Genomic DNA, 20,508 nt, shown 5'->3' with positions numbered 1-20,508 from the left:
AACGGGACGCGGCCGGAACAGAAGACGGGACAGCACGGGGAGTGCCTCAGACGTGGCCACTGCGGAGCCGACACGCGCCGACGACGCCGATCCGGGACGGGGAGCCGGTCCGCGAATACGCGTACCCGCGCCACGCACGGGAGAGGGCCACAGCCGTACGGAGGAGAGACCCCCGTCGCGGCTGACCGCCGCCGTCGCCGCCCTGCGTGAGCGTCTGCTGCGTCGCCCGGTGCTGTCGATGACGGCGCTGGCCGGGCTCCTCCACATCATCTGGTTCTTCACGTTCGCGAACAGCGGTGGCGATCTGGCCGCCCAGGACGCCTGGGCCGAGTTCGTCGGCCGGCACCCGGACTCGGCCTACAACCTGGCCTGGTACGGCGGTATGCACCCGGTGTCCTACAGCGTGGTGTCGCCGTATCTGATGTCGGTCCTCGGCGTCCGTACGACGATGATGATCGCGGGGACCATCACGGCGGGCCTGCTGACGCTGGTGCTGCTGCGCAGCCGGTCGGTGCGCAATCCGCTGTGGGCCGCGTTCGCCGGGGTCTTCGGGCTGATCGCCAACGCGATCTCCGGGCGGGTGACCTTCGGTCTTGGCACGATGTTCGCGCTGGGCGCGGTCGCCGTCGTGTTCTGCTGGCCGTACCGCTGGCGCTACAAACGCTGGGCGAAGGCGCTGTGCGCGGCCCCGCTGGCGGCGCTCGCCACCATGGCCTCGCCGGTCGCGGGGCTGTTCGTGGGCTTCGTGGCGGTGGCGCTGTTCCTGCAGAAGCGGCGGCCGGGCGCCTGGGCGCTGGGCATCGCGCCGACGGCGGTGGTCGCGGTGTCGGCCTGGCTGTTCCCCTTCTCCGGCACCCAGCCGATGGTGATCGGGTCGGTGCTGCTGCCGTTGCTGTGCGCCGTGGTGACCTTCGTGATCGTGCCCGAGGACTGGAAGACGGTCCGGCTGGTGTCGGCGGTCTACGGCCTCTCGGTCGTGCTCGTCTGGGTCGTCAGCTCGCAGATCGGCTCCAACATCACGCGTCTGGCGATGCTGTTCGCCGGGACGGCGCTGGTGGCCGCGCTGCCGTACACGGTGCCCCGCTCGCGCAAGTGGTACACGGGCGTACTGGCCCTGCTCACCTTCGTCGGCTGGATCGGCTACAAGACGGTCGACGACATCATCCACGCCGCCCCGGCCGCGTCCTGGGCGCGCGAGCTGGCGCCGCTGGTCAACGAGCTCCAGGAGGTCGGCGCCGAGAAGGGCCGCGTCGAGGTGGTCCCGGCCCGCTCCCACCGGGAGGCCTCCGCGCTCGCGCCGTACGTCAACCTGGCCCGCGGCTGGAACCGCCAGGCCGACATGGAGCGCAACCCGCTCTTCTACGACGACACCCTCAACTCCGCGAACTACCGCGAGTGGCTCCAGCGCTGGGCCGTGCACTTCGTGGTGCTGCCCAAGGACGAGCCGGACGCCTCGGGCGCGGAGCGCGAGCGGGAGCTGGTGCAGCGCGGGATGCCGTATCTGAAGCAGGTGTGGGGCGACGCCAACTGGCAGCTGTTCCAGGTGACCGCCCCGGCGCCGCTCGCCGAGCCGAACGCCGTGGTCGAGCGGGCCGAGCAGGGCGAGATGACGATGCGGGTGAGCAGGCCCGGCCGCGTCCTGATCCGCATCCCCTACTCGCCGTGGCTGAGCATCGTCGACGCCGACGGCAAGAAGCTCGACCCGCCGAAGGAGACCGAGGAGTCCCAGGACCGCCCCGACGGCGAGCCGAAGACGTACGACAACGTCAACGGCTGTCTGACGGAGACGGCGGAGGACGCCCTCGGCGACCGGTGGACGACCCTGGTCGCCCCGAAGGCGGGCACCTACCGGCTGGCCGCGCCCTACACGGTGCCGCGCGGCACGCCCTGCCCGGAGGAGCTGCGCTGACCGGGCCGGCCGGGAGGCGTCCGGTCAGCGCAGCCGGTCCACGTACCGGTCCGTGCCCGGCACCGTAGGGACGAACGGCGCCACCAGCTCCACCCGCCCGAGGCCCGCCTCCTCCACCGCCGTGTCCAGGCCCGTGAAGGTGGGCTCCCAGCACTGCCTCGGGTCCGCCTCCAGGAACCACAGCAGGGTCAGCCGGGTGTCGACGCCCTCGACCTGCTTGACGTACGACATGCGGTCGAGGGGCAGTGGCGTGGGCCGGAAGATCGTCACCAGTGCGGCCGGGGAGCCCGCGAGGCGCTTGGGGAGGTGCCGGGTGCGCAGCCACTCCAGCAGCTCGGCGCGCTGCTCGGGCGAGGCGGCGTCGACGACCTGCACGACCAGGCCCGCGTAGGGGTGGTCCAGGGCGTGGAAGTCGCGGGGGCCGGCCGCGCCGTCGCGGTACACCGTCGCCTCGTGGTCCTGGAACGCCGTGAAGACGTGGGTGCGGTCCTGGTAGACACGGGCGTCGCGGCCCAGGCGCTTGTTGATGCCGACGGTCCAGCGCATGTGGTCGGCGTAGCGGCCGGCGGTGATCCAGTACGTGGAGATGTAGCAGCCGGCGGTGACGGGCTGGGCTATCGCCGACTTCTCCGGGTAGCGCAGCAGCTGGAGGTCCCTCGTGGCCACCCAGCGGCGGCCCGCGTACATCCAGGGCATGGCCATCGCGCCGGCGTAGTAGTGATCGTCCTCGTACCAGCGGTTGTAGGCGTACTCGTGGCCCGGGTGCGGTTCGACCATGGTGATCAGGGCGTGGCCGGGGCGGACTCCGTACGGGCCGACGGCGGCCAGTTCGGCGTACACCTCGCTGCGGGTGTCCTCGCTCATGCCGTTCCCTTCCTTCCGGTGGCTTCCGTCCTCCCTCGGACGCCCATACTCTGACGCCCCGTCAGATAATGCGCCAGAGTCAGGGAGGTCTCGATGTCACTGCTCACCGGCAAGACCGTCGTCGTCTCGGGAGTGGGAGCCGGACTGGGCCACCAGGTCGCGGCGGCCGTCGTACGGGACGGCGGGAACGCCGTGCTCGGGGCGCGCACGGAGGCGAACCTGGCGAAGAGCGCCGCCGAGATCGATCCCGACGGGGCGCACACGGCGTACCGGGCGACCGACATCACCGACGAGGGCCAGTGCGAGGCGCTGGCCGCGCTGGCCCGGGAGCGGTTCGGCGGGATCGACGGCGTGGTCCATGTCGCCGCCTGGGACTCCTACTTCGGCGGTCTCCAGGACGCCGACTTCGCCACCTGGCTGTCGGTGATCGACGTCAATCTGCTGGGCTCGCTGCGGATGACCCGGGCCTGCCTGCCGGCGCTGAAGGAGTGCGGCGGCTCGGTGGTGTTCATCGGCACCCAGTCCTCGGTGGCCGCTCCGTCCCAGGTGCGCCAGGCCGCCTACGCCGCCTCCAAGGGCGCGCTCACCAGCGCCATGTACTCCCTCGCCCGGGAGCTGGGCCCGCACCGCATCCGGGTCAACACCGTGCTGCCGGGCTGGATGTGGGGGCCGCCGGTGCAGGCGTACGTCCAGTTCACCGCGCACACCGATCAGGTGCCGGAGGAGGACGTACTGAAGCGGCTGACCGAGCGGATGGCGCTGCCGGACCTGGCCACGGACGGCGACGTCGCCAACGCGGCGGTCTTCCTCGCGTCGGATCTGGCGCGGGCGATCACCGGGCAGTCGCTGCTGGTGAATGCGGGGGAGTTGATGCGCTGAGGTACGGTTTCGACCGTTCATAGCTGTTCATGTTCATGAACGTAGGTCACCAAGCCGAACGATTTTACTGTCTGTTGACCTTACGTGCGCTTGTCGTGCCCTCGCCACCGCACCCACCATGGGCGAGCCGTTCACAGGACGGAACCCGGGGAAGGGGTCCCATGAACAGTCTCGACTGGGCCGTGCTCATCGGCTACTTCGGCGTGATGGTCGCGATCGGCGTCTGGTCGCACAAGCGAGTGGACAACGTCAGCGACTTCTTCACCGCCGGCGGAAAAATGCCCTGGTGGCTGTCCGGCATCTCGCACCACATGTCGGGCTACAGCGCGGTGATGTTCACCGGGTACGCGGGCATCGCCTACACCTACGGCGTCACGTCCTTCGTCACCTGGTCCTTCCCCATCGCGCTCGGCATCGCGATCGGTTCGAAGCTGTTCGCGCCGCGCATCAACCGGCTGCGTTCACGGCTCCATGTGGCCTCCCCGCTGGAGTATCTGAAGAACCGCTACGACCTGAAGACCCAGCAGGCGCTGGCCTGGTCCGGCATGCTGCTGAAGATCGTGGACGTCGGCGCCAAGTGGGCCGCCATCGCCACCCTGCTGTCGGTGTTCACGGGCGTGTCCCTGAACCAGGGCATCCTCATCACCGGCTGCATCACGGCCGTCTACTGCACCATCGGCGGCCTCTGGGCGGACGCGCTGACCGAACTCGGCCAGTTCGTCATCCAGTTGCTGGCCGGCGTCGCGATGTTCGTCGCGGTCATCATGGAGCTGAACGACAAGGGCATCGGCTTCCTCGACGCCTGGGACCGGCCGGAGCTCCAGGGTCACGGCGAGCCGCTGGTCGGACCGTACGGAACCGTCTTCCTGCTCGCGTTCCTGTTCATCAAGCTCTTCGAGTACAACGGCGGCATGCTCAACCAGGCCCAGCGGTACATGGCCACGGCCACCCCGCGGGAGGCCGAGCGCTCCGCGCGGCTGTCGGCGGTGCTGTGGCTGGTCTGGCCGGTGGTGCTGTTCTTCCCGATGTGGATGTCACCGCTGCTGGTCGAGTCGCAGAAGCCGGACGGCTCGGACTCGTACGGCCTGATGACCGAACAGCTGCTGCCGCACGGTCTGTTGGGCCTCGTGATCGTCGGCTTCTTCTCGCACACGATGGCCATGTGCTCCTCCGACGCCAACGCGATCGCGGCCGTGTTCACCCGGGACGTGGCGCCGGTGCTGTCGAAGCAGGCGCGGGCGTGGGGCGAGCGGTCCGGGCTGATCGCGGCCCGGGTGACCACGGTCGTCTTCCTCGCCCTCTCGATGGCGGTGGCGACCCAGGTCAACTCCCCCACCTTCAAGGACATCATCACCGTCGTGATCAAGTGGGTCGCCGGTCTCATGGGCCCGATCGCCATCCCGATGATGCTGGGCCTGCTGCGACCGTTCCGCCGCTCCGGCCCCACCGCCGCGCTCACCAGCTGGTCGATGGGTCTGCTCGCCTTCTGGCTGGTCAACTACCCGATCAGCTGGCAGATCGAGGGCGGCGTGCCGCTCCAGTACCAGGTCTCCATCCCGCTGGCGGTCTCGCTGATCCTCTACATCCTCATCGGCTTCCTCAAGCCGGAGGACACCCCGGAGCGGCTCGCCGTCGTCGAACGCATCAACACGGACGACGACGGAACGGCGGCGGCCGCGGTGCCGGCGCCGGCGGGTGAGGTGGAGGACGCCGTGGGGACGCGGGCGAAGGACTGAGCGGAGCCCGGGGTCGCCGGTCGGTGGCGGCCCCGGGACACGCCCCGTCAGTTCTCGGGCACCTCACCGATCCTGTCGGCGATCCCGACACCCAGCAGAGCTTCCTCGTCCGTGCCGAGGAACCGGAGGGACTTCTTGTCGAAGACCCAGGTGTCCTGGTCGTCACCGTCCTTGAAGGTGAGGCCGACGCCCTTGCGCCCGGCGAGGTCCTCGGCGTTCTCGACCACCGAGACTCCGGGAATCTTCGCGGCGGCACGGTAGAGCGCGGCGTTCAGGTCGGGCAGCAGGGTCGCCGACGGCAGCATCGAGCAGATCTCCTCCAGCGCGGCGGCCTCCTGGGTGGGGCCTTCTCCCTCGGTGCCGTCCCAGATCACGCGGTACAGCTGCTCCGGGTCGGTGGGCAGGGCTTCGAGTTCCCGGTAGTACGTGACGTTCGCATCGCGGCTCAGCTTCATGTCGCCGCTGTGGATGTACGGGTTCTCCGAGCCGGGGAGGACCTTGATGCGGGCGAGTCCGGACCGCCTGCCGTCGACGGGCTGCCAGTCTTCCCTGCGCAGGGAGATGTCGCCGTACTCGTCCCCGTTCTCGGTGTCCTGGGTGGCGACGTAGACGTACTGGTCGTCGCGGACGGACGCGGCGGGCTGCGCGGCGGCGACCTCGGCGATGCGGTTCAGCAGGTCGACGGCCTGCTGGTCGGTGGCGGGGTTGCCGGAGGCGCCGAGGAGGACGGTGGCCGTGACTGCGGCGGCGGTGGCGAGGGGGACGGCTATGGCGGCGAAGCGGCGCCGGGTGCGCGTCCTGGCGGCCTCGGCGGTCCTGTCGCTGTGATCAGCGGTGAGTTCGCGCATCAGATGCTCCTGCAGGAGAGTCCGGCGGTCGCTCGACAGGACCGGCTCACCCGGGCTCGGCAGCAGCCTGGCCAGTTCGTCGCGCTCTACGCGCTCGTCGCGCTGTGCGGGATTCATCGGTGGGGGTTCTCCTGAGTCGACCGGGCCGCGGTGGCGCGGCTGTCCGGTACCTGTCCGCCGCGACAGGTTCGTCCCGGTATTTCGGCATTCCTGTGTTCCGCGCCTTTCGCGAGTTCCTCCTCGGCCAGTCGGCGCAGCTTCTGGCGGGCGCGGGCAAGGCGGGACCGTACGGAGGCGGGGGTGACGCCGAGGGCCTCGGCGGCGGCCGCGTAGCTCAGGCCGGACCAGACGCACAGGGCGAACACCTCTCGCTCGGGCCTGCGCAGCCGTTCGAGCGCGGCGCGGGCGGCGGCGAGCCGTTCGGCGTCCGCCATGCGGCCGACCACCTCGTCGGCGAAGTCGGGCACGGTCCCCACGTCCGCCCGGCGGTCGGGGAGCCGGGCGAGGGCGGCGCCGTGACGGCGGGCGGCGCGACGGGTGTTGCGCAGGACGTTGGTGGCGATGCCGTAGAGCCAGGGACGCAGGCCGTCACCGTCCTGGTCGTCGGGTCTCAGCCGCTCCCGCAGGCGCCACGCCTCCAGGAACGTCAGGGACACCACGTCCTCGGCGGCGGCGCGATCCGCCGTCAGACGGGAGGCGTGGCCGTACAGGGCCTGGGCGTGGGCGACGAAGAGTTCGGCGAAGGCCTCCGGGTCGCCGGCCCGTATCCGGGCGCGCGGGGAAAGGTCCACACCCCTCCCCTGTCCGGCCGTCGCCGGGCGTCTCTGTGACGCCGCGCACATGCGTGCGTGCCGTACGGCTCAGGCCCGCGGGTACCTGGCCAGCCAGCCCGGGGACGAGCCGGACGGGCCGTGCAGGGCCGGGCCCTGGGTCATCTCCATGGCGAAGTCGTCGGCGAGTTCGAGCATCGTGGGGCGGCCCTCCAGCTCGGCCAGCCAGGCCGGGGGCAGGGCGGTCTCGCCGTGCAGGGCGCCCAGCAGGCCGCCGGTGAGGGCGGCCGCGGCGGCGGAGGGGCCGTCGTGGTTCACGGCGAGGCGGAGTCCGTGGCGGACGTCCTCGCCGACCAGGGCGCAGTACACGGCCGCCGCGAGCAGCCCGTCCGCCGAGCCGTCGGCGGCGAGCTCCTCCACCCGCGCGGGGGTGGGCATGCCCTGCCGTACGGCGCCGAGCGCGTGCTGCAGGGCGTCCGACACGGGCTCGTGACCGGGCCGCAGGGCGAGCAGCGCGAGGGCCCGCTGCACGGCACCGTCGAGGCTCTCCCCGCAGGCCAGGCCGTGCACGATCACGGCGTACGCGCCCGCCGACAGATAGGCGATCGGGTGGCCGTGGGTCTGGGTCGCGCACTCCACGGCGAGCTGGACGACGAGCTGCGGCTCCCAGCCGACGAGCAGTCCGAACGGCGCGGAACGGGCGACGGCCTCGGGGCCGAGCTCGGTGGAGTTCTTGGGTGCCTCCAGCGTGCCCATGGTCTCGTCGCCGAGGCCGATCAGCAGGGCGCGGGTGGGGTCGCGGCGGGCGTAGAGCCACTCCTCGCGGGCCAGCCAGCCGTCGTCCTTGCGGCGCTCGTCGGGACCCCAGTCCCGCTGCGTGGCGGCCCAGCGCAGATACGCCCGGTGCACGTCGGTCGGCGGATGCCAGGCGCCGGTGTCCCGTCTGACCTGCGCTCTTATCAGCCCGTCGACGGAGAACAGGGTGAGCTGCGTGAGATGGCTCACGGCACCGCGCCGCCCGTACCCGAACACCAGGTCGACGACGCCCTCGGCGCCGTACTGCTCCTGGATCTCCTCCAGCCCGAGCCCGTCGACGGGCGCGCCAAGGGCGTCCCCGACGGCCACGCCGAGCAGCGTGCCGCGGACCCGGCTGCGGAAGTCCTGCTGCTCGGTCCGGCCCCAGACAGCGCCGGCGGTCGCACTCATCCAGACCTCCCCGTGACAGCGTTCCGTCCGTACGACAGTTCGCCACTGTAATCGACCGGGGACGGTCGGTTCAGAGGGCGGATCGGTATGCGGAATGTGACCGAAATCGACCCGACCAGTCAGTTTCACCCATGGCGAGCCCGGAACAAGTCGCGCTCGCCGGCCACCCGGGACAGGCGGGGGCCCAGCAGGGCGTACTCGACACCGGGGAAGCGCGCCAGAAGCACCAGCCCGTCCAGGAGGTTCGTCAGATCCTCCCAGTCGGGGTACAGCGCAATGCCCTCGGCGTACAGCTGATCGCCCACGGTCCACCTGCCGCGTCCCCAGCTGACCAGAGCCAACTCCAGATTCCGGTACGCGGCCGTGCCTGCCCGAGGGCCTCTGCGCCGGGCTTCATCCCACAAGGGCTCCGCGTCACGCGCGCCGTCCTGCAGCCCTACGGCCATGGCCATCGTGTGTGCCCCGTACCGGATGTCGGTCACGTACAGCCACTCCGCCTCGCGACGCGCGCGCTGCCACCTGCCGGCCAGTGCCTCGGCGAACCACAGCTGTCTCGCGGCCTCAACGGCGTCGTACTGTCGCAGCATCACCCGATGGGCGTCCAGAACCCGCAACGCCTCGTCGTAACGGCCGGACAGTGTCAGCACGTCCACGATCCTGCTGTGGGCGTAGGCGTTGCCCGCCTCCGCCGCGACGCACCGGTCGAGGCTCGTGCGCGCCGAGGAGAGATCTCCCACCGCTATGTGAACCTCTGCCCGGTCGTTGTGCAGGCTCGCTCGGCCCGGCTCGACGGCAAGGGCTTCCTCGACGTCCTGGAGCGCCTCGCGGAACCTCCAGCGCTTCCGATGGGCCCTGCTTCTCCTGGTCAGGACATCCGCATGGTCGTGGCCGAGTTCCACGGCCCTGTCGAACTCGGCGTAGGCCTCGGTGTCCCTCCCCAGATCCATCAGCACAGAGCCGCGCAGAGCCCGGAGACGGCCGTTGTCGGCATCGCGTTCCAGAGCCAGGTCGTAGTCGGCGAGGGACTCCGCGTTCTGATCCTCCTCCCAGTGCGCGATGCCACGTACCACGAGCGCCCAGACGCCCCCGTCGGCCTCGACCGCCCGGTCCAGGTCGGCCCAACGGCCCCGCTCATCTCCTGTGCCTTGCCTCAACTGGGCGCGCTGCACCAGCGCCCACACATAGTCGGGCTCGATCTCGACAGCACGATCGAAGGCCGTACGAGCCTCTTCGACACGGTGCAGAGCGGCGAGCGCGTAGCCACGCCCCGCGTGCGCGGAAGCATGCTCGGGCTCGAGGGCGCAGGCCCGCCCTAGTTCCTCGACGGCATCCTCGTACCGCCCGACCAACCGGTAGGCGTCACCACGCTCCGAGGCGATCCAGGCGCTGTCGGCGGAGATCTCCACCGCCCGGTCCAGATCGGCGAACGACTCGTCGAGCCTGGCCAGGCTCCGGTACACCTCGGCCCGGTGCACCAGCGCCCACAGGTACTTGTCGTTGATCTCCAGCGACCGGCCGAAGCCGGCGAGCGCTTCGTCGTCGTCGCCCAGGACGTGCTTGCTGTACGCGCGGCAGGCCCAGGCCACGGCGTCCACCTGGTCGAGGAGCAGCATGTGGTCGAAGACCGCCAAGGCATCCTCGTGGCGTTCCAGCTCTTGCAGGACATCCCCGCGTTCGAACAGGATCGCCCGGTCGTCGGGGCGCAGCTGATCGGCACGGTCGAGCTCGGCGAGAGCGGCTGTCTGATCGCCGAGTATCGACAGTGTGACGCCGCGTTCATAGTGTGCCGTCGCAGAATCCGCATCGAGGGCGACGGCACGATGGCACTCGGCCAGTGCACGCTCGTACTCACGGGACCGGCGCAGCAGTTGGGCTCGTATGCAGTGCGCCTCGGCCCGTTTCGGCATGCTGAGCCCCCCGCCTTCCAGCAGGACTCCGAGCGCCGCCAGAACCCCGTTGGCCTCCTGCGTGAGTGCCGAGAGCAGCTCTCGCCCCCAGGCGGCCGTCTCCTCGGTTTCGGTCTGCTCCCCGGCGTCGCACAGGGCCTGCGCGCAGACCCGCACCGCCGCCGCGTCGGTGCGGCAGGCATCGACGATGTCTCCGAGCACGTCCGGCACGGCTGCCCGGGGGCGGGCGCACAGGTCGTGGTAGACCTCCTCCGCCCGCAGTTCACGCCAGACCTCGTCGGCCCACAGCTCGTCCGGGCCCCGGCCGTCCGCGATCTCCGCCCGCCACTGGCCGTAGGTCTGCGCGAGGTGCTCGTGGCGTGCCGACCACCGATGGGGCGACCTTGTCCGCTGGAGCCTGAGCATCATCTTGCGGACCACATCGTGGTAGAGCACCCGCCCTGCCCGGTCGCTCGCGAAGGGAAGGCGGCGCAACCACGCGTACGACGCCACCGCTTCCGCGTCCACCGCCGCACGGAAGACGTCCTCGTCCAGGCGGCGCGGGAACGCGCAGGCGAGAGCCGCCTTTCGCAGCTCCGGGTCCTGCTCCCACCACAGGAACCGTTCAACGGCGGTGGCAGCCGGATCGGACACCGTGCCCGGGTCGTTGTGCGCATGCTCCGCGAGCGTCTTGACCAGCACCGGCAGGCAGTCGGACAGCTCCAGTACGTCCCGTACGACCTGTTCCTCCACCACGCCTTTGGACGCGAGCAGTTGGCGTACTTCGGATTCGGTGAAGGGGTCGAGGGCGTCCTCCGTCATGTAGCCCGTGAAGTCCCTCCAACAGGACGGATCCGGACCGTGCTGTCCTGCGAGGGCGAAGACCGCGTTCCCCGGGGGACTGCCGTAACGGCCATTCACGATCACGTCCGCGAGCCAGGGATCCAGGAACGGTGCCGTCCGTTCGTAGGTGTCGAAGAACAGCACGATCCAGGGCTTGGCACCCGCGAGCCGGTTGAGCTCCGCCACGAACACGGGCGACAACACCTTGACCGGCTCCAGCACGAGCTGCACATCGTCGTGATCACGGAGACGAGGGCTGATCGCCGCTCTCAACCGATCCGCCTGGTGGGCCACCTGGGCCGGGTCGACGGCTCCCGCGAACGCCCCCACCCCGGGCACCATGCCGAGACCGATCAGCCCCGCCTGAGCCACGGCCATGCTGCCCGCCGACGGAGATGCGGCGCCCGCACCGGGTTCTGCCGCGGCTGAGGCGAGTTCCGCCTCGTGGCGCCGCTGGCGGTAGGTGGACAGCATTTTGTCCAGGGCCTTCAGCTCAAAGCCCTGGGCGGCGAACTGGGCACTGATCGCGGCCATGGCCTCCGGCACGCTGTTCACGGTCTCGTCCAACGTGGCGGTGATCGCCTGACGCTGGGTCGCGACCTGCCTCAACTCCTGCAGCAGCGAGGACTTCCCGACACCCGCCATACCGTGGATGTGGAAGACGAAACTGTGCCGTTCGTCGTCCAACGGGACGTCGAAGTTGGTCCGGAAGCGATCGATCTCGGCCCGTCGGCCGATGAAGCCCCCGCGTTTGCGCCGCTCGATCAGCTCCTGCATCGACGGCCGTGCCGATCCCATCCGCCCACCCCCGTAAGCCGGTTCATCGGGAAGTCTCGCAGAGGTCCGGGTGCCAGGACAGCCGCCTCAGCTGACTCAATGCCTACCCGGTGAAGCGGCCAGCCGGGAAGATGACCACCATGTCATCCACACCCCCACGCCCCGCCCTCCACCTCGCCGCCACCCTGCTCACCGCGGCGGTCGCCCTCTACATCGCTCTCGTGGCCTTCGGGAACATCACCGACTTCGGGACGAACCAGCAGTTCGTGCGGCACGTCCTGGCGATGGACACCACGTTCAAGGACGACGACCTGATGTGGAGAGCCGTCACCAGCAAGGGACTTCAGGACGCGGCGTACGTCGCGATCATCGTCTGGGAGACCCTCGCCGCCCTCGTCCTCATATACGGCACCTGGCTCTGGTTCCGCCGCGACGACCACCGTGCCCGCCGCTTCTCCACGTACGGCCTGCTCATGCTGATGCTGCTGTTCGGCGCCGGGTTCATCGCGATCGGCGGCGAGTGGTTCTCCATGTGGCAGTCCGGAGACTGGAACGGGCTGGACGCGGCGACGCGGGTGTTCCTGTTCAGCGGTGTCGTGCTGATCGTCAACCACCTGCCGTTCGGGCCGGCGCAACGGGCCGACGTCTGACGGGGATCAGCGGCGCAGGGCCCATTTCTGGACCGATTCCAGGGGCCCTGTCGAGAACCGCCGCAGCCACAGCGTGGAGCCCGCCATGAGGACCGCGCAGACCGTGGCCCACAGCGCCACGACCCACCAGGGGCCCGTGCCGTCGAGCCGTTCCGCGAGGCCCAGCCCGATGCCGTAGGAGATGAGCACGCACAGCGCGTTCTGCAGGACGTAACCGGACAGCGCCGTCCGGCCCACGGAGGTCAGGCCCGTCATCAGCGGGCCCGGCCTCCGTACCCGGTCCACCACGGCACCGACCAGGCCGATGTAGCCGAGGGCCAGCAGCGGGGCGGTGCCGTACCTGGCGAGCAGGAACAGGTCCGGGCCGGCCAGCGCCGCCGCCGCGTTGAGGGGCAGGCCGAGGCCGATCCCCCAGGCCAGGAGGCGGGAGCGCAGCCGGCGTCCGGTCTCGTCCGCACCGAACGCGCCCGCCCGGAACAGCCGTACGCCCAGCAGGAACAAAAAGAGCAGGAGGAAGAAGGTCAGGACCGGTTCCATGCGCAGCGCGAGCGCGTTCTCCAGCCGGAAGGCGATCTGGTCCAGGTAGCTTCCGTGGGCGTACAGGTCCACGACCTCCCGGGAGACCGTGCCGTCGTCGGTGCCGTCGCCGGCCGCCGCGATCGCCGCCGTCAGCAGGACCATCAGCGTCAGGTGGATGCCCGCCGCCCACCACATCACCCGCCGCTGCGCCCGTTCCGAGCGGGTCAGCAGCCAGGCGACGAGCAGTGCGGTGACGGCGTACCCCATCAGTACGTCCCAGGCGAAGACCAGCACGAAGTGCACCGTGCCCTCGGCGAACAGGAACAGTGCCCGCCACCGGTAGCGGCCCGGCCACGGCTGTCCGCGCCGCTTCGCCGAGTCGTACTGGATGGCCAGGCCGACCCCGAACAGGATCGTCAGCAGGGACAGGAACTTGCCGTTCGCGAGCACGCCGAAGGTGCTTTCGACGGGTCCCGTGGCCATCCCGGACTCCAGGGCTCCCCATTCCGCGCCAGGACCGGTGAAGATCCACACGTTGGTCATGAGGGTGCCCAGGATGGCCACGCCGCGCAGTACGTCGAGGAGCGGAAGCCGGCGTCCGGCGGGCGTGGCCTGCGGTGTCTGCGGGACTCGCGCGTCCGTGTGCGTCATGCCCTCATCGTCTCGGCGGTATCTCCCCGGATCGTCATGAGCGAAGGGGAACCTGCCGTACATCGAAGGATGCAGCGGACGGTTACTTCACCACGACCACCGACGTACCCGCCTCGCCGAACTTCCACAGCGCCGCGCCGTCGGCCGCGCGCATCCGGATGCCGCCGGTCTGCTTGTCGCCGGCGGGCGGGGGCGAGGAGCCGTCGACGGCGTTGGAGAAGGCGATGGAGATGCCGGACTTCGCGGCGAAGTAGATGATGTTCTCGATCTGCACGCCGTCCGAGCCGGTGGTGGCCATGCTGCGGGACGACACCGCGTAGCTGCCGGGGTCCGGGCTCACCGTGCCCGGCCAGACGGCGAAGGTACGGCGGGACGCGTCGCTCGCGTCGACCAGCCAGACCCGCTTCTTCCCCAGGGAGTAGACGACCCGGCGGCCCGTGCCGGAGCTGTCCGGCACGACCGCCGGCGCGGGGGACTTCGTCGGTGCGGGACTCGCGCCCGCCGCCGCCGACGCGCTCGGGCGGGCCTTCGCGGCCGTGGGGTGCGGCCCCTTCTCTGCCTGCACGGCGAGGGCGGTGACGGCGGCTATCGCTCCCACCGTCAGACCGGTCACCCATACCTTGGGAGCAGGCACGGCACGCATCTCCTCAGCTAAGGCACCCCTCCAGCGGGGGTCGGATCATCGTACCGACCCCCGCGGTGGGCTCTTCGTCAGTCCAGTACCGGCAGCAGCTCGGGCAGGTGGCCGTCCGAGGCCGCGGCCGCCCGCCGGCGCTCCTCGGACACCTCGCCGTACAGGGTCGTACGCGGCCTTGCGGGGCGGCCCGCCGCCTCGGCGACGGCCACCAGGTCACGGACCGACTTGTAGGAGCCGTACGACGAACCCGCCATCCGCGAGATCGTCTCCTCCATCAGCGTGCCGCCGAGGTCGTTGGCGCCGGAGCGGAGCATCTCGGCCGCGCCCTCGGTACCGAGCTTGACCCAGCTGGTCTGGATGTTGGGGATGTGCGGGTGCAGGAGCAGCCGGGCCATGGCGGTGACCGCCCGGTTGTCGCGGATCGTGGGGCCGGGGCGGGCGATGCCGGCGAGGTACACGGGTGCGTTGGTGTGGATGAACGGCAGGGTCACGAACTCCGTGAAACCGCCGGTGCGCTGCTGGATGCCGGCCAGGGTGCGCAGGTGGCCGAGCCAGTGCCGGGGCTGGTCGACATGGCCGTACATCATCGTCGAGCTGGAGCGGATGCCGAGCTCGTGTGCCGTCGTGACGACCTCGATCCAGGTCGCCGTGGGCAGCTTGCCCTTGGTGAGGACCCAGCGGACCTCGTCGTCGAGGATCTCGGCGGCGGTGCCGGGGATGGAGTCCAGGCCCGCCTCCTTGGCGGCGGTGAGCCACTCGCGGATGGACATGCCGGTGCGGGTGGCGCCGTTGACGACCTCCATCGGCGAGAAGGCGTGCACATGCATGCCGGGCACCCGCTCCTTCACCGCCCTGGCGATGTCGAAGTACGCCGTGCCGGGCAGGTCCGGGTGGATGCCGCCCTGCATGCACACCTCGACCGCGCCCACCTCCCACGCCTGCTGGGCGCGGTCGGCGACCTGGTCCAGGGAGAGGGTGTAGGCGTCGGCGTCCGTCCTGCGCTGTGCGAAGGCGCAGAAGCGGCAGCCGGTGTAGCAGACGTTGGTGAAGTTGATGTTCCGCGTGACGATGTACGTCACGTCGTCGCCGACGACCGACCTGCGGACGTCGTCGGCGATCCGGGTGAGCGCGTCCAGCGCCGGGCCGTCGGCGTGCAGCAGCGCCAATGCCTCGTCGTCGGTCAGCCGGGTCGGGTCGTCGGCGGCGACCCGCAGCGCCTGGCGGACGTCGGTGTCGATGCGCTCGGGGACCATGCCGGGTGCGGCGGCCTCGCGCAGGGCGCCCCAGTCGCCGTACACCTCGTCGAAGTCGTCGCGGCGGTCGGACGTGCGGCCCTCGGTGTCGATGGTGGTGTGCAGGTCGGTGCGGCCGGAGGAGACGAACGCCTCCTCGGGCTCCTGCCACGGATGGCCCTCGACCACGGCGTCGGGGCGGGCGAGGCCGGTCCCGGGGTCGGCGAGCGCTCGTACGTGCGGCAGCAGCCGGGGGTCCATCCAGGGCTCGCCGCGCTGCACGAACTCGGGGTAGACGCACAGCCGTTCGCGCAGCTCGAAGCCGGCGTCCGCCGACTGCCGGGTCAGCTCCTCGATCTGCGGCCAGGGGCGTTCGGGGTTGACGTGGTCGATCGTGAGCGGGGAGACGCCGCCCCAGTCGTCGATGCCGGCCGCGATGAGGCGGGCGTACTCGCCCTCGACGAGGTTGGGCGGGGCCTGGATGTTGCCGGCCGGGCCCATGACGATCCGGGCCACCGCGACCGCCGCGACCAGTTCGTCCAGCTCGGCGTCCGGCATGCCGCGCATCGCGGTGTCCGGCTTGGCGCGGAAGTTCTGGATGATCAGTTCCTGGATGCCGTGGTACGACCGCGAGGTCCGGCGCAGCGCGAAGAGGGACTCGGCGCGCTCCTCGTACGTCTCGCCGATGCCGATGAGGATCCCGGAGGTGAAGGGGACCGAGGACCGGCCGGCGTCCTGAAGGACGCGCAGCCGGACGGCGGGTTCCTTGTCCGGGGAGCCGTGGTGCGGGCCGCCGGGCTCGGACCACAGGCGGGTGGCGGTCGTCTCCAGCATCATGCCCATCGACGGGGCGACGGGCTTGAGGCGCTGGAAGTCGGTCCACGTCATGACGCCCGGGTTGAGGTGCGGGAGCAGGCCCGTCTCCTCCAGGATGCGGATGGAGATGGCGCGGACGTAGGCGATGGTGTCGTCGTAGCCGTGCGCGTCCAGCCACTCGCGGGCCTCGGGCCAGCGGTCCTCCGGCTTGTCGCCGAGGGTGATGAGGGCTTCCTTGCAGCCGAGGGCCGCGCCCTTGCGGGCGATGTCGAGGACCTCGTCGGGGGACATGAACATCCCGTGGCCCGCGCGGCGGAGCTTGCCGGGGACGGTGACGAAGGTGCAGTAGTGGCACTTGTCCCGGCACAGCCGGGTGAGGGGGATGAAGACGCTCTTGGAGTACGTGATCACGCCGGGGCGGCCGGCCGCCGCGAGGCCCGCGTCACGCACCCGGGCGGCGGACGCGGCGAGGTCGTCGAGGGCCTCGCCGCGGGCCTGGAGCAGTACGGCCGCCTCGGAGACGTCGAGCGCGACGCCGTCCCGGGCGCGTTTGAGGGCGCGACGCAGGGAGTTCTCGGTCGGGCCGGTTCCAGGGGTCGCGGGAGTCGTCATTCTTTGAGCATACGTTCGAGATTTGCGGGGTCGGGGAGGGTTCGGGATGGTGCTGTGCGTTGCCGGGTGCGGGTGCGTTGTGGCTGGTCGCGCAGTTCCCCGCGCCCCTGGGGCCGTTGCCCGCCCGCCCCCCTAGAGGTACTGGGCATACTCGTCCAGCACCCGAAGAACCTCCGTCTCCCCTGCCGGCGGCAGCTGCACGACTACCTCCTCGATGCCCAACTCGGCGTAGTGGGTGAGCTTGCCGGGGCTGGGGAACACGGCGTAGGGCACGACCTGGAGCGTGTCGGGGTCGCGGCCGGCGTCGGTCCAGACGGTGCGCAGCCGGGGGAGAGTTTCGGACAGTCCGCGGCCGCCGATCGGCATCCATCCGTCGGCGTACTCGCTGATGTGCGTGAACAGCTTCGGCCCGGCCGCGCCGCCGATGAGCGTGCGGGGGCCGTTGACCTTCGGTGCGCGCGGCTTCTGTACGGGTTTGGGGCAGGCGAAACTGGCGCTCACCGACCCGAACTCCCCCTCGTACGCGACGGGTTCGTCGGCCCACAGGGCCCGCATCAGGGCCATCCGGTCACGGACGAGTTCGCGGCGCGTGGCCCACTCGACGCCGTGGTCGGCGGCCTCCTCCACGTTCCAGCCGAAGCCGAGGCCGAGGGTGAACCGCCCGCCCGACAGGTGGTCCAGGGTCGCGATCTGCTTGGCCAGGTCGATCGGGTCGTGCTGGGCGACCAGGGTGATGCCGGTGCCGAGGCCCAGCCGTTCGGTCACCGCGGCGGCCTGGCCGAGCGCGACGAAGGGGTCGAGGGTGCGGCCGTACTCGGGCGGCAGCTCGCCGCCCGCCGGGTACGGCGTGGTCCGGTCGACCGGGATGTGGGTGTGCTCGGGCAGATACAGCCCGGCGAACCCCCGCTGCTCCAGCTCACGGGCGAGCCGGACGGGGGCGATGGTCTCGTCGGTGAGGAAGATCGTGGCGGAGATACGCATGGGTGCATCTGTACCGCGCCGAAGTCGCAATGTCCATACCGACCGGTCGGCCTAAAATCGCCTCTCCGCAGCTTCGTCAGCTGACCATCGGCTGACGATTCCCTTCCCTTGCCCGACAGTTCACGGCTGAATACGAGGGTTGCACGTACCACCCCTGCACCACCACGCCCTGTCATTCACGACGACCTGGGGAGCAGCAGCATGTGCGAGGACGACCACGGCGGCCTGGGAAGACGCGCATTGTTCGTGACGGGTGCGGCGGCCGCGCTTACGTTGGGAAGCGTGAGCTTCTCTCGCGGCCCCGCCGAAGCGGCCGAGAACACCGAGACCCGGACGGTACGCGGCACGCTGCCCGCCGGCGGCCCCGATTTCGCCTATCTGCCCCTGGAGATCCCGGACGGCATACGGGAGATCAAGGTCGCGTACACCTACGACAAGCCGTCCGTGCCGGCCGGCACCCCGGGCAACGCCCTCGACATCGGCATCTTCGACCACCGCGGCACCGAGCTCGGCGGCAAGGGCTTCCGCGGCTGGTCCGGCGGCGCCCGCACGGAGTTCTTCATCCGCGCCGACGACGCGACGCCGGGCTACATCCCGGGGCCGGTGCGCGAGGGCACCTGGCACATCGTGCTCGGCCCGTACACGGTGGCGCCGCAGGGCCTCGACTACGAGGTCACGATCACCCTGACGTACGGCGAGCAGGCCGAGGCCGTGGAACCGGCCTACCCGCCGGAGCGGGCCAAGGGCCGGGGCCGCGCCTGGTACCGGGGCGACTGCCATCTGCACTCCTGGTACTCGGACGGCCGCCGCACCCCCGCGGAGATCGCCGCGCTGGCCCGCGAGGCGGGCCTGGACTTCATCAACAGCTCGGACCACAACACGCACTCGGCGCACCCGCACTGGGCCGACGAGGCCGGCGACGACCTGCTGGTGATGCTGGGCGAGGAGGTCACGACGCGCAACGGCCATGTGCTGGCGCTCGGCGTCGAGCCGGGGACGTTCATCGACTGGCGCTACCGGGCGCGCGACAACCGCTTCGGCAGGTTCGCCCGCCAGATCCGCCGCGCCGGCGGCCTGGTCGTGCCCGCCCACCCGCACGCCACCTGTGTCGGCTGCAACTGGAAGTTCGGCTTCGACGAGGCGGACGCGGTCGAGGTCTGGAACGGCCCGTGGACGCCGGACGACGAGGTGGCGCTGGCGGACTGGGACGGCACGCTGGTGGCATCCGTGCGCGACAAGGGCCGCGGCTGGATCCCGGCGATGGGCAACAGCGACGCCCACCGCAGCCCGGACCCGGTCGGCTCCCCGCAGACGGTGGTCCTCGCCGACGACCTCACCCGCGAGGCGATCCAGGAGGGCATCCGCGCGGGCCGCTCCTACGTCGCCGAGTCCAAGAACGTCTCCCTCGCCTTCACGGCCTCGGGCGGGCGCGCCGAACAAGCGGGCATCGGCGAGCGGTTGGAGGTCGGCATGGACACCCCGGTCACGGTCCGTCTGGAGGTCTCGGGCGCTCCCCGCTGCACGGTCCGCCTCGTCACGGACCAGGGCGTCCTGTTCACCAGCGATCCGCTGCCGGTGACCGGCTCGGGCGTCGTGGAGTGGCGTACGACCCCTTCGTACGCGGCCTATGTCCGCGCCGAACTGCGCCACGAGGCGGCCGTGGGCCCCCTGCCGGGAGCCCTCGCGGCCTTCACCAACCCGATCTTCCTGGGCCGTTCGTAGCCTGCGGGGGTCACCGCTCGGGCCGGCTCACCGTGCCGGGCGGTGACCCGGCCCTCGGTCCGTCGGGGTGTCCTCCAGGTCGGCGACCACGGCCGCGTGGTCGGACGGCCAGGTGCCGTCGACCGGGCCGTCTCCCGCGCGACGCACGGCGCGTACGCGGCCGAGTCCGCCCGGACCGGGCGGGCCGACGTGTATGTAGTCGATCCGGCCGCCCGGCCCCGGGCCGTCCGGGACATGGGCGTTGGCGCGGTCCCAGGTGAGAGCGGGGGCGGCCGGGCCGGCGTACCGCCAGGCGTCGACGAAGACCTGCCCGGGCCCGGCCGGGGCGGCGCGGTGGCCGCCGAAGAGCCGGATCTCGTCGGAGTCCGGCAAGGCGTTGAAGTCGCCGGTGACGATCGTCGGAAAAGGGGTGTCGATCCCGTTCTCGGCGATGAACTCGGCGAGGGCGGTGGCCTGGCCGCAGCGCACGGCCGAGCCGTCCGGGGCGGACGTGAGGTGGGTGGTGAAGAAGCGGATGTCGTACGAGGGGGCGGCGAGGCGGGTGAAGAGGGCCAGGCGGCCGTCGTCGACGTCGGCGGGGGCGGGCAGCCGCAGCGTGCGCCGGTCGGTCACCGGCCAGCGGCTCAGCACGGCGTTGCCGATGTCGACCGTGGGGTCGCCGATGCGCCGGCGCCAGCGCTCGGGGGCGGGCGAGGGGGCCCACACCCAGTGCATGCCGAGCTCGCCGGCCAGCCACTCGGCCTGGTTGTCGCCGCCGGCCGCCCACACCTCCTGGAGGCCCACGACGTCGGGGCGCAGCTCGCGCAGCTCGGTCAGGATGGCCTTCTGCCGTGTCTCCCAGGGCCCGAAGCGCCACCACAGGTTCCAGGTCACGACCCGCATCGGAAGCCACCCGCTCTCGTCACGCCGCGTGGGCGACCATTGAAGCAACAGTTCGACCGCCGCGCCCCCGTACCCGGCAGAAGACAGG

The 20,508-nt window shown here is 71.1% G+C and carries 15 protein-coding genes; 5 read left to right on the top strand and 10 right to left on the bottom strand.

Annotated features, from left to right (window positions below; translation table 11 throughout):
- Positions 1 to 52: 52 nt before the first annotated feature.
- A complete protein-coding gene (locus CP983_RS24440; protein ID WP_150501789.1) occupies positions 53 to 1,909 on the top strand; it encodes an MFS transporter in 1,857 nt (618 codons plus the stop codon).
- A gap of 24 nt (positions 1,910 to 1,933) precedes the next feature.
- On the opposite strand, the gene CP983_RS24435 is transcribed toward CP983_RS24440, so the two are convergent.
- Positions 1,934 to 2,773 carry a hypothetical protein gene (locus CP983_RS24435; protein ID WP_150501788.1) on the bottom strand — a complete coding sequence of 280 codons (840 nt, stop codon included), beginning with the start codon at positions 2,771 to 2,773 and terminating at the stop codon, positions 1,934 to 1,936.
- A gap of 93 nt (positions 2,774 to 2,866) precedes the next feature.
- Between CP983_RS24435 and CP983_RS24430 the strand changes: the two genes are divergently transcribed.
- A complete protein-coding gene (locus tag CP983_RS24430; protein ID WP_125525525.1) occupies positions 2,867 to 3,652 on the top strand; it encodes an SDR family oxidoreductase in 786 nt (261 codons plus the stop codon).
- Positions 3,653 to 3,813: 161 nt separating this feature from the next.
- Entirely contained in the window at positions 3,814 to 5,388 is a 1,575-nt protein-coding gene (locus CP983_RS24425; RefSeq protein ID WP_107905937.1) for a sodium:solute symporter family protein, read from the top strand.
- 47 nt (positions 5,389 to 5,435) lie between these two features.
- Here CP983_RS24425 and CP983_RS44480 read toward each other — a convergent pair whose 3' ends face one another.
- The 4 genes from CP983_RS44480 to CP983_RS24405 form a co-directional block, all read right to left on the bottom strand.
- Positions 5,436 to 6,353, bottom strand: coding sequence for a CU044_5270 family protein (locus CP983_RS44480; protein WP_189748777.1), 918 nt, complete (start codon positions 6,351 to 6,353; stop codon positions 5,436 to 5,438).
- Positions 6,350 to 7,027, bottom strand: a complete 678-nt coding sequence (locus CP983_RS24415) for an RNA polymerase sigma factor (RefSeq protein ID WP_229914784.1) — start codon at positions 7,025 to 7,027, stop codon at positions 6,350 to 6,352. The genes CP983_RS44480 and CP983_RS24415 overlap by 4 nt, the downstream gene beginning before the upstream one ends.
- A 69-nt stretch (positions 7,028 to 7,096) precedes the next feature.
- Complete coding sequence (locus tag CP983_RS24410; RefSeq protein ID WP_107905940.1) at positions 7,097 to 8,212, bottom strand: ADP-ribosylglycohydrolase family protein; 1,116 nt, start codon at positions 8,210 to 8,212, stop codon at positions 7,097 to 7,099.
- A 125-nt stretch (positions 8,213 to 8,337) separates the two neighbouring features.
- Complete coding sequence (locus tag CP983_RS24405; RefSeq protein WP_167537755.1) at positions 8,338 to 11,739, bottom strand: tetratricopeptide repeat protein; 3,402 nt, start codon at positions 11,737 to 11,739, stop codon at positions 8,338 to 8,340.
- Positions 11,740 to 11,858: 119 nt separating this feature from the next.
- Between CP983_RS24405 and CP983_RS24400 the strand changes: the two genes are divergently transcribed.
- Entirely contained in the window at positions 11,859 to 12,368 is a 510-nt protein-coding gene (locus CP983_RS24400) for a DUF2165 domain-containing protein (protein ID WP_107906267.1), read from the top strand.
- Positions 12,369 to 12,374: 6 nt separating this feature from the next.
- Here the strand turns inward: CP983_RS24400 and CP983_RS24395 are convergent, their stop codons facing one another.
- From CP983_RS24395 to CP983_RS24380, 4 genes are all read right to left on the bottom strand, one after another.
- On the bottom strand, positions 12,375 to 13,538 hold the full coding sequence (locus CP983_RS24395) for a DUF418 domain-containing protein (RefSeq protein ID WP_150501784.1): 1,164 nt from the start codon (positions 13,536 to 13,538) through the stop codon (positions 12,375 to 12,377).
- Between the two features lie 82 nt (positions 13,539 to 13,620).
- Positions 13,621 to 14,181 carry a hypothetical protein gene (locus CP983_RS24390; RefSeq protein WP_107905942.1) on the bottom strand — a complete coding sequence of 187 codons (561 nt, stop codon included), beginning with the start codon at positions 14,179 to 14,181 and terminating at the stop codon, positions 13,621 to 13,623.
- Positions 14,182 to 14,249: 68 nt separating this feature from the next.
- A complete protein-coding gene (locus tag CP983_RS24385; RefSeq protein ID WP_150501783.1) occupies positions 14,250 to 16,835 on the bottom strand; it encodes a bifunctional FO biosynthesis protein CofGH in 2,586 nt (861 codons plus the stop codon).
- A 132-nt stretch (positions 16,836 to 16,967) separates the two neighbouring features.
- Positions 16,968 to 17,816 carry an LLM class F420-dependent oxidoreductase gene (locus CP983_RS24380; protein WP_150501781.1) on the bottom strand — a complete coding sequence of 283 codons (849 nt, stop codon included), beginning with the start codon at positions 17,814 to 17,816 and terminating at the stop codon, positions 16,968 to 16,970.
- Between the two features lie 201 nt (positions 17,817 to 18,017).
- On the opposite strand from CP983_RS24380, the gene CP983_RS24375 reads away from it, so the two are divergent.
- A complete protein-coding gene (locus tag CP983_RS24375; RefSeq protein ID WP_150501779.1) occupies positions 18,018 to 19,538 on the top strand; it encodes a CehA/McbA family metallohydrolase in 1,521 nt (506 codons plus the stop codon).
- 27 nt (positions 19,539 to 19,565) lie between these two features.
- Here the strand turns inward: CP983_RS24375 and CP983_RS24370 are convergent, their stop codons facing one another.
- Complete coding sequence (locus CP983_RS24370) at positions 19,566 to 20,420, bottom strand: endonuclease/exonuclease/phosphatase family protein (protein WP_150501777.1); 855 nt, start codon at positions 20,418 to 20,420, stop codon at positions 19,566 to 19,568.
- Between the last annotated feature and the right edge of the window lie 88 nt (positions 20,421 to 20,508).

It is taken from the genome of Streptomyces chartreusis (assembly GCF_008704715.1).
Lineage (GTDB): Bacteria > Actinomycetota > Actinomycetes > Streptomycetales > Streptomycetaceae > Streptomyces > Streptomyces chartreusis.
This window is presented reverse-complemented; position numbering and strand designations above follow the sequence as displayed.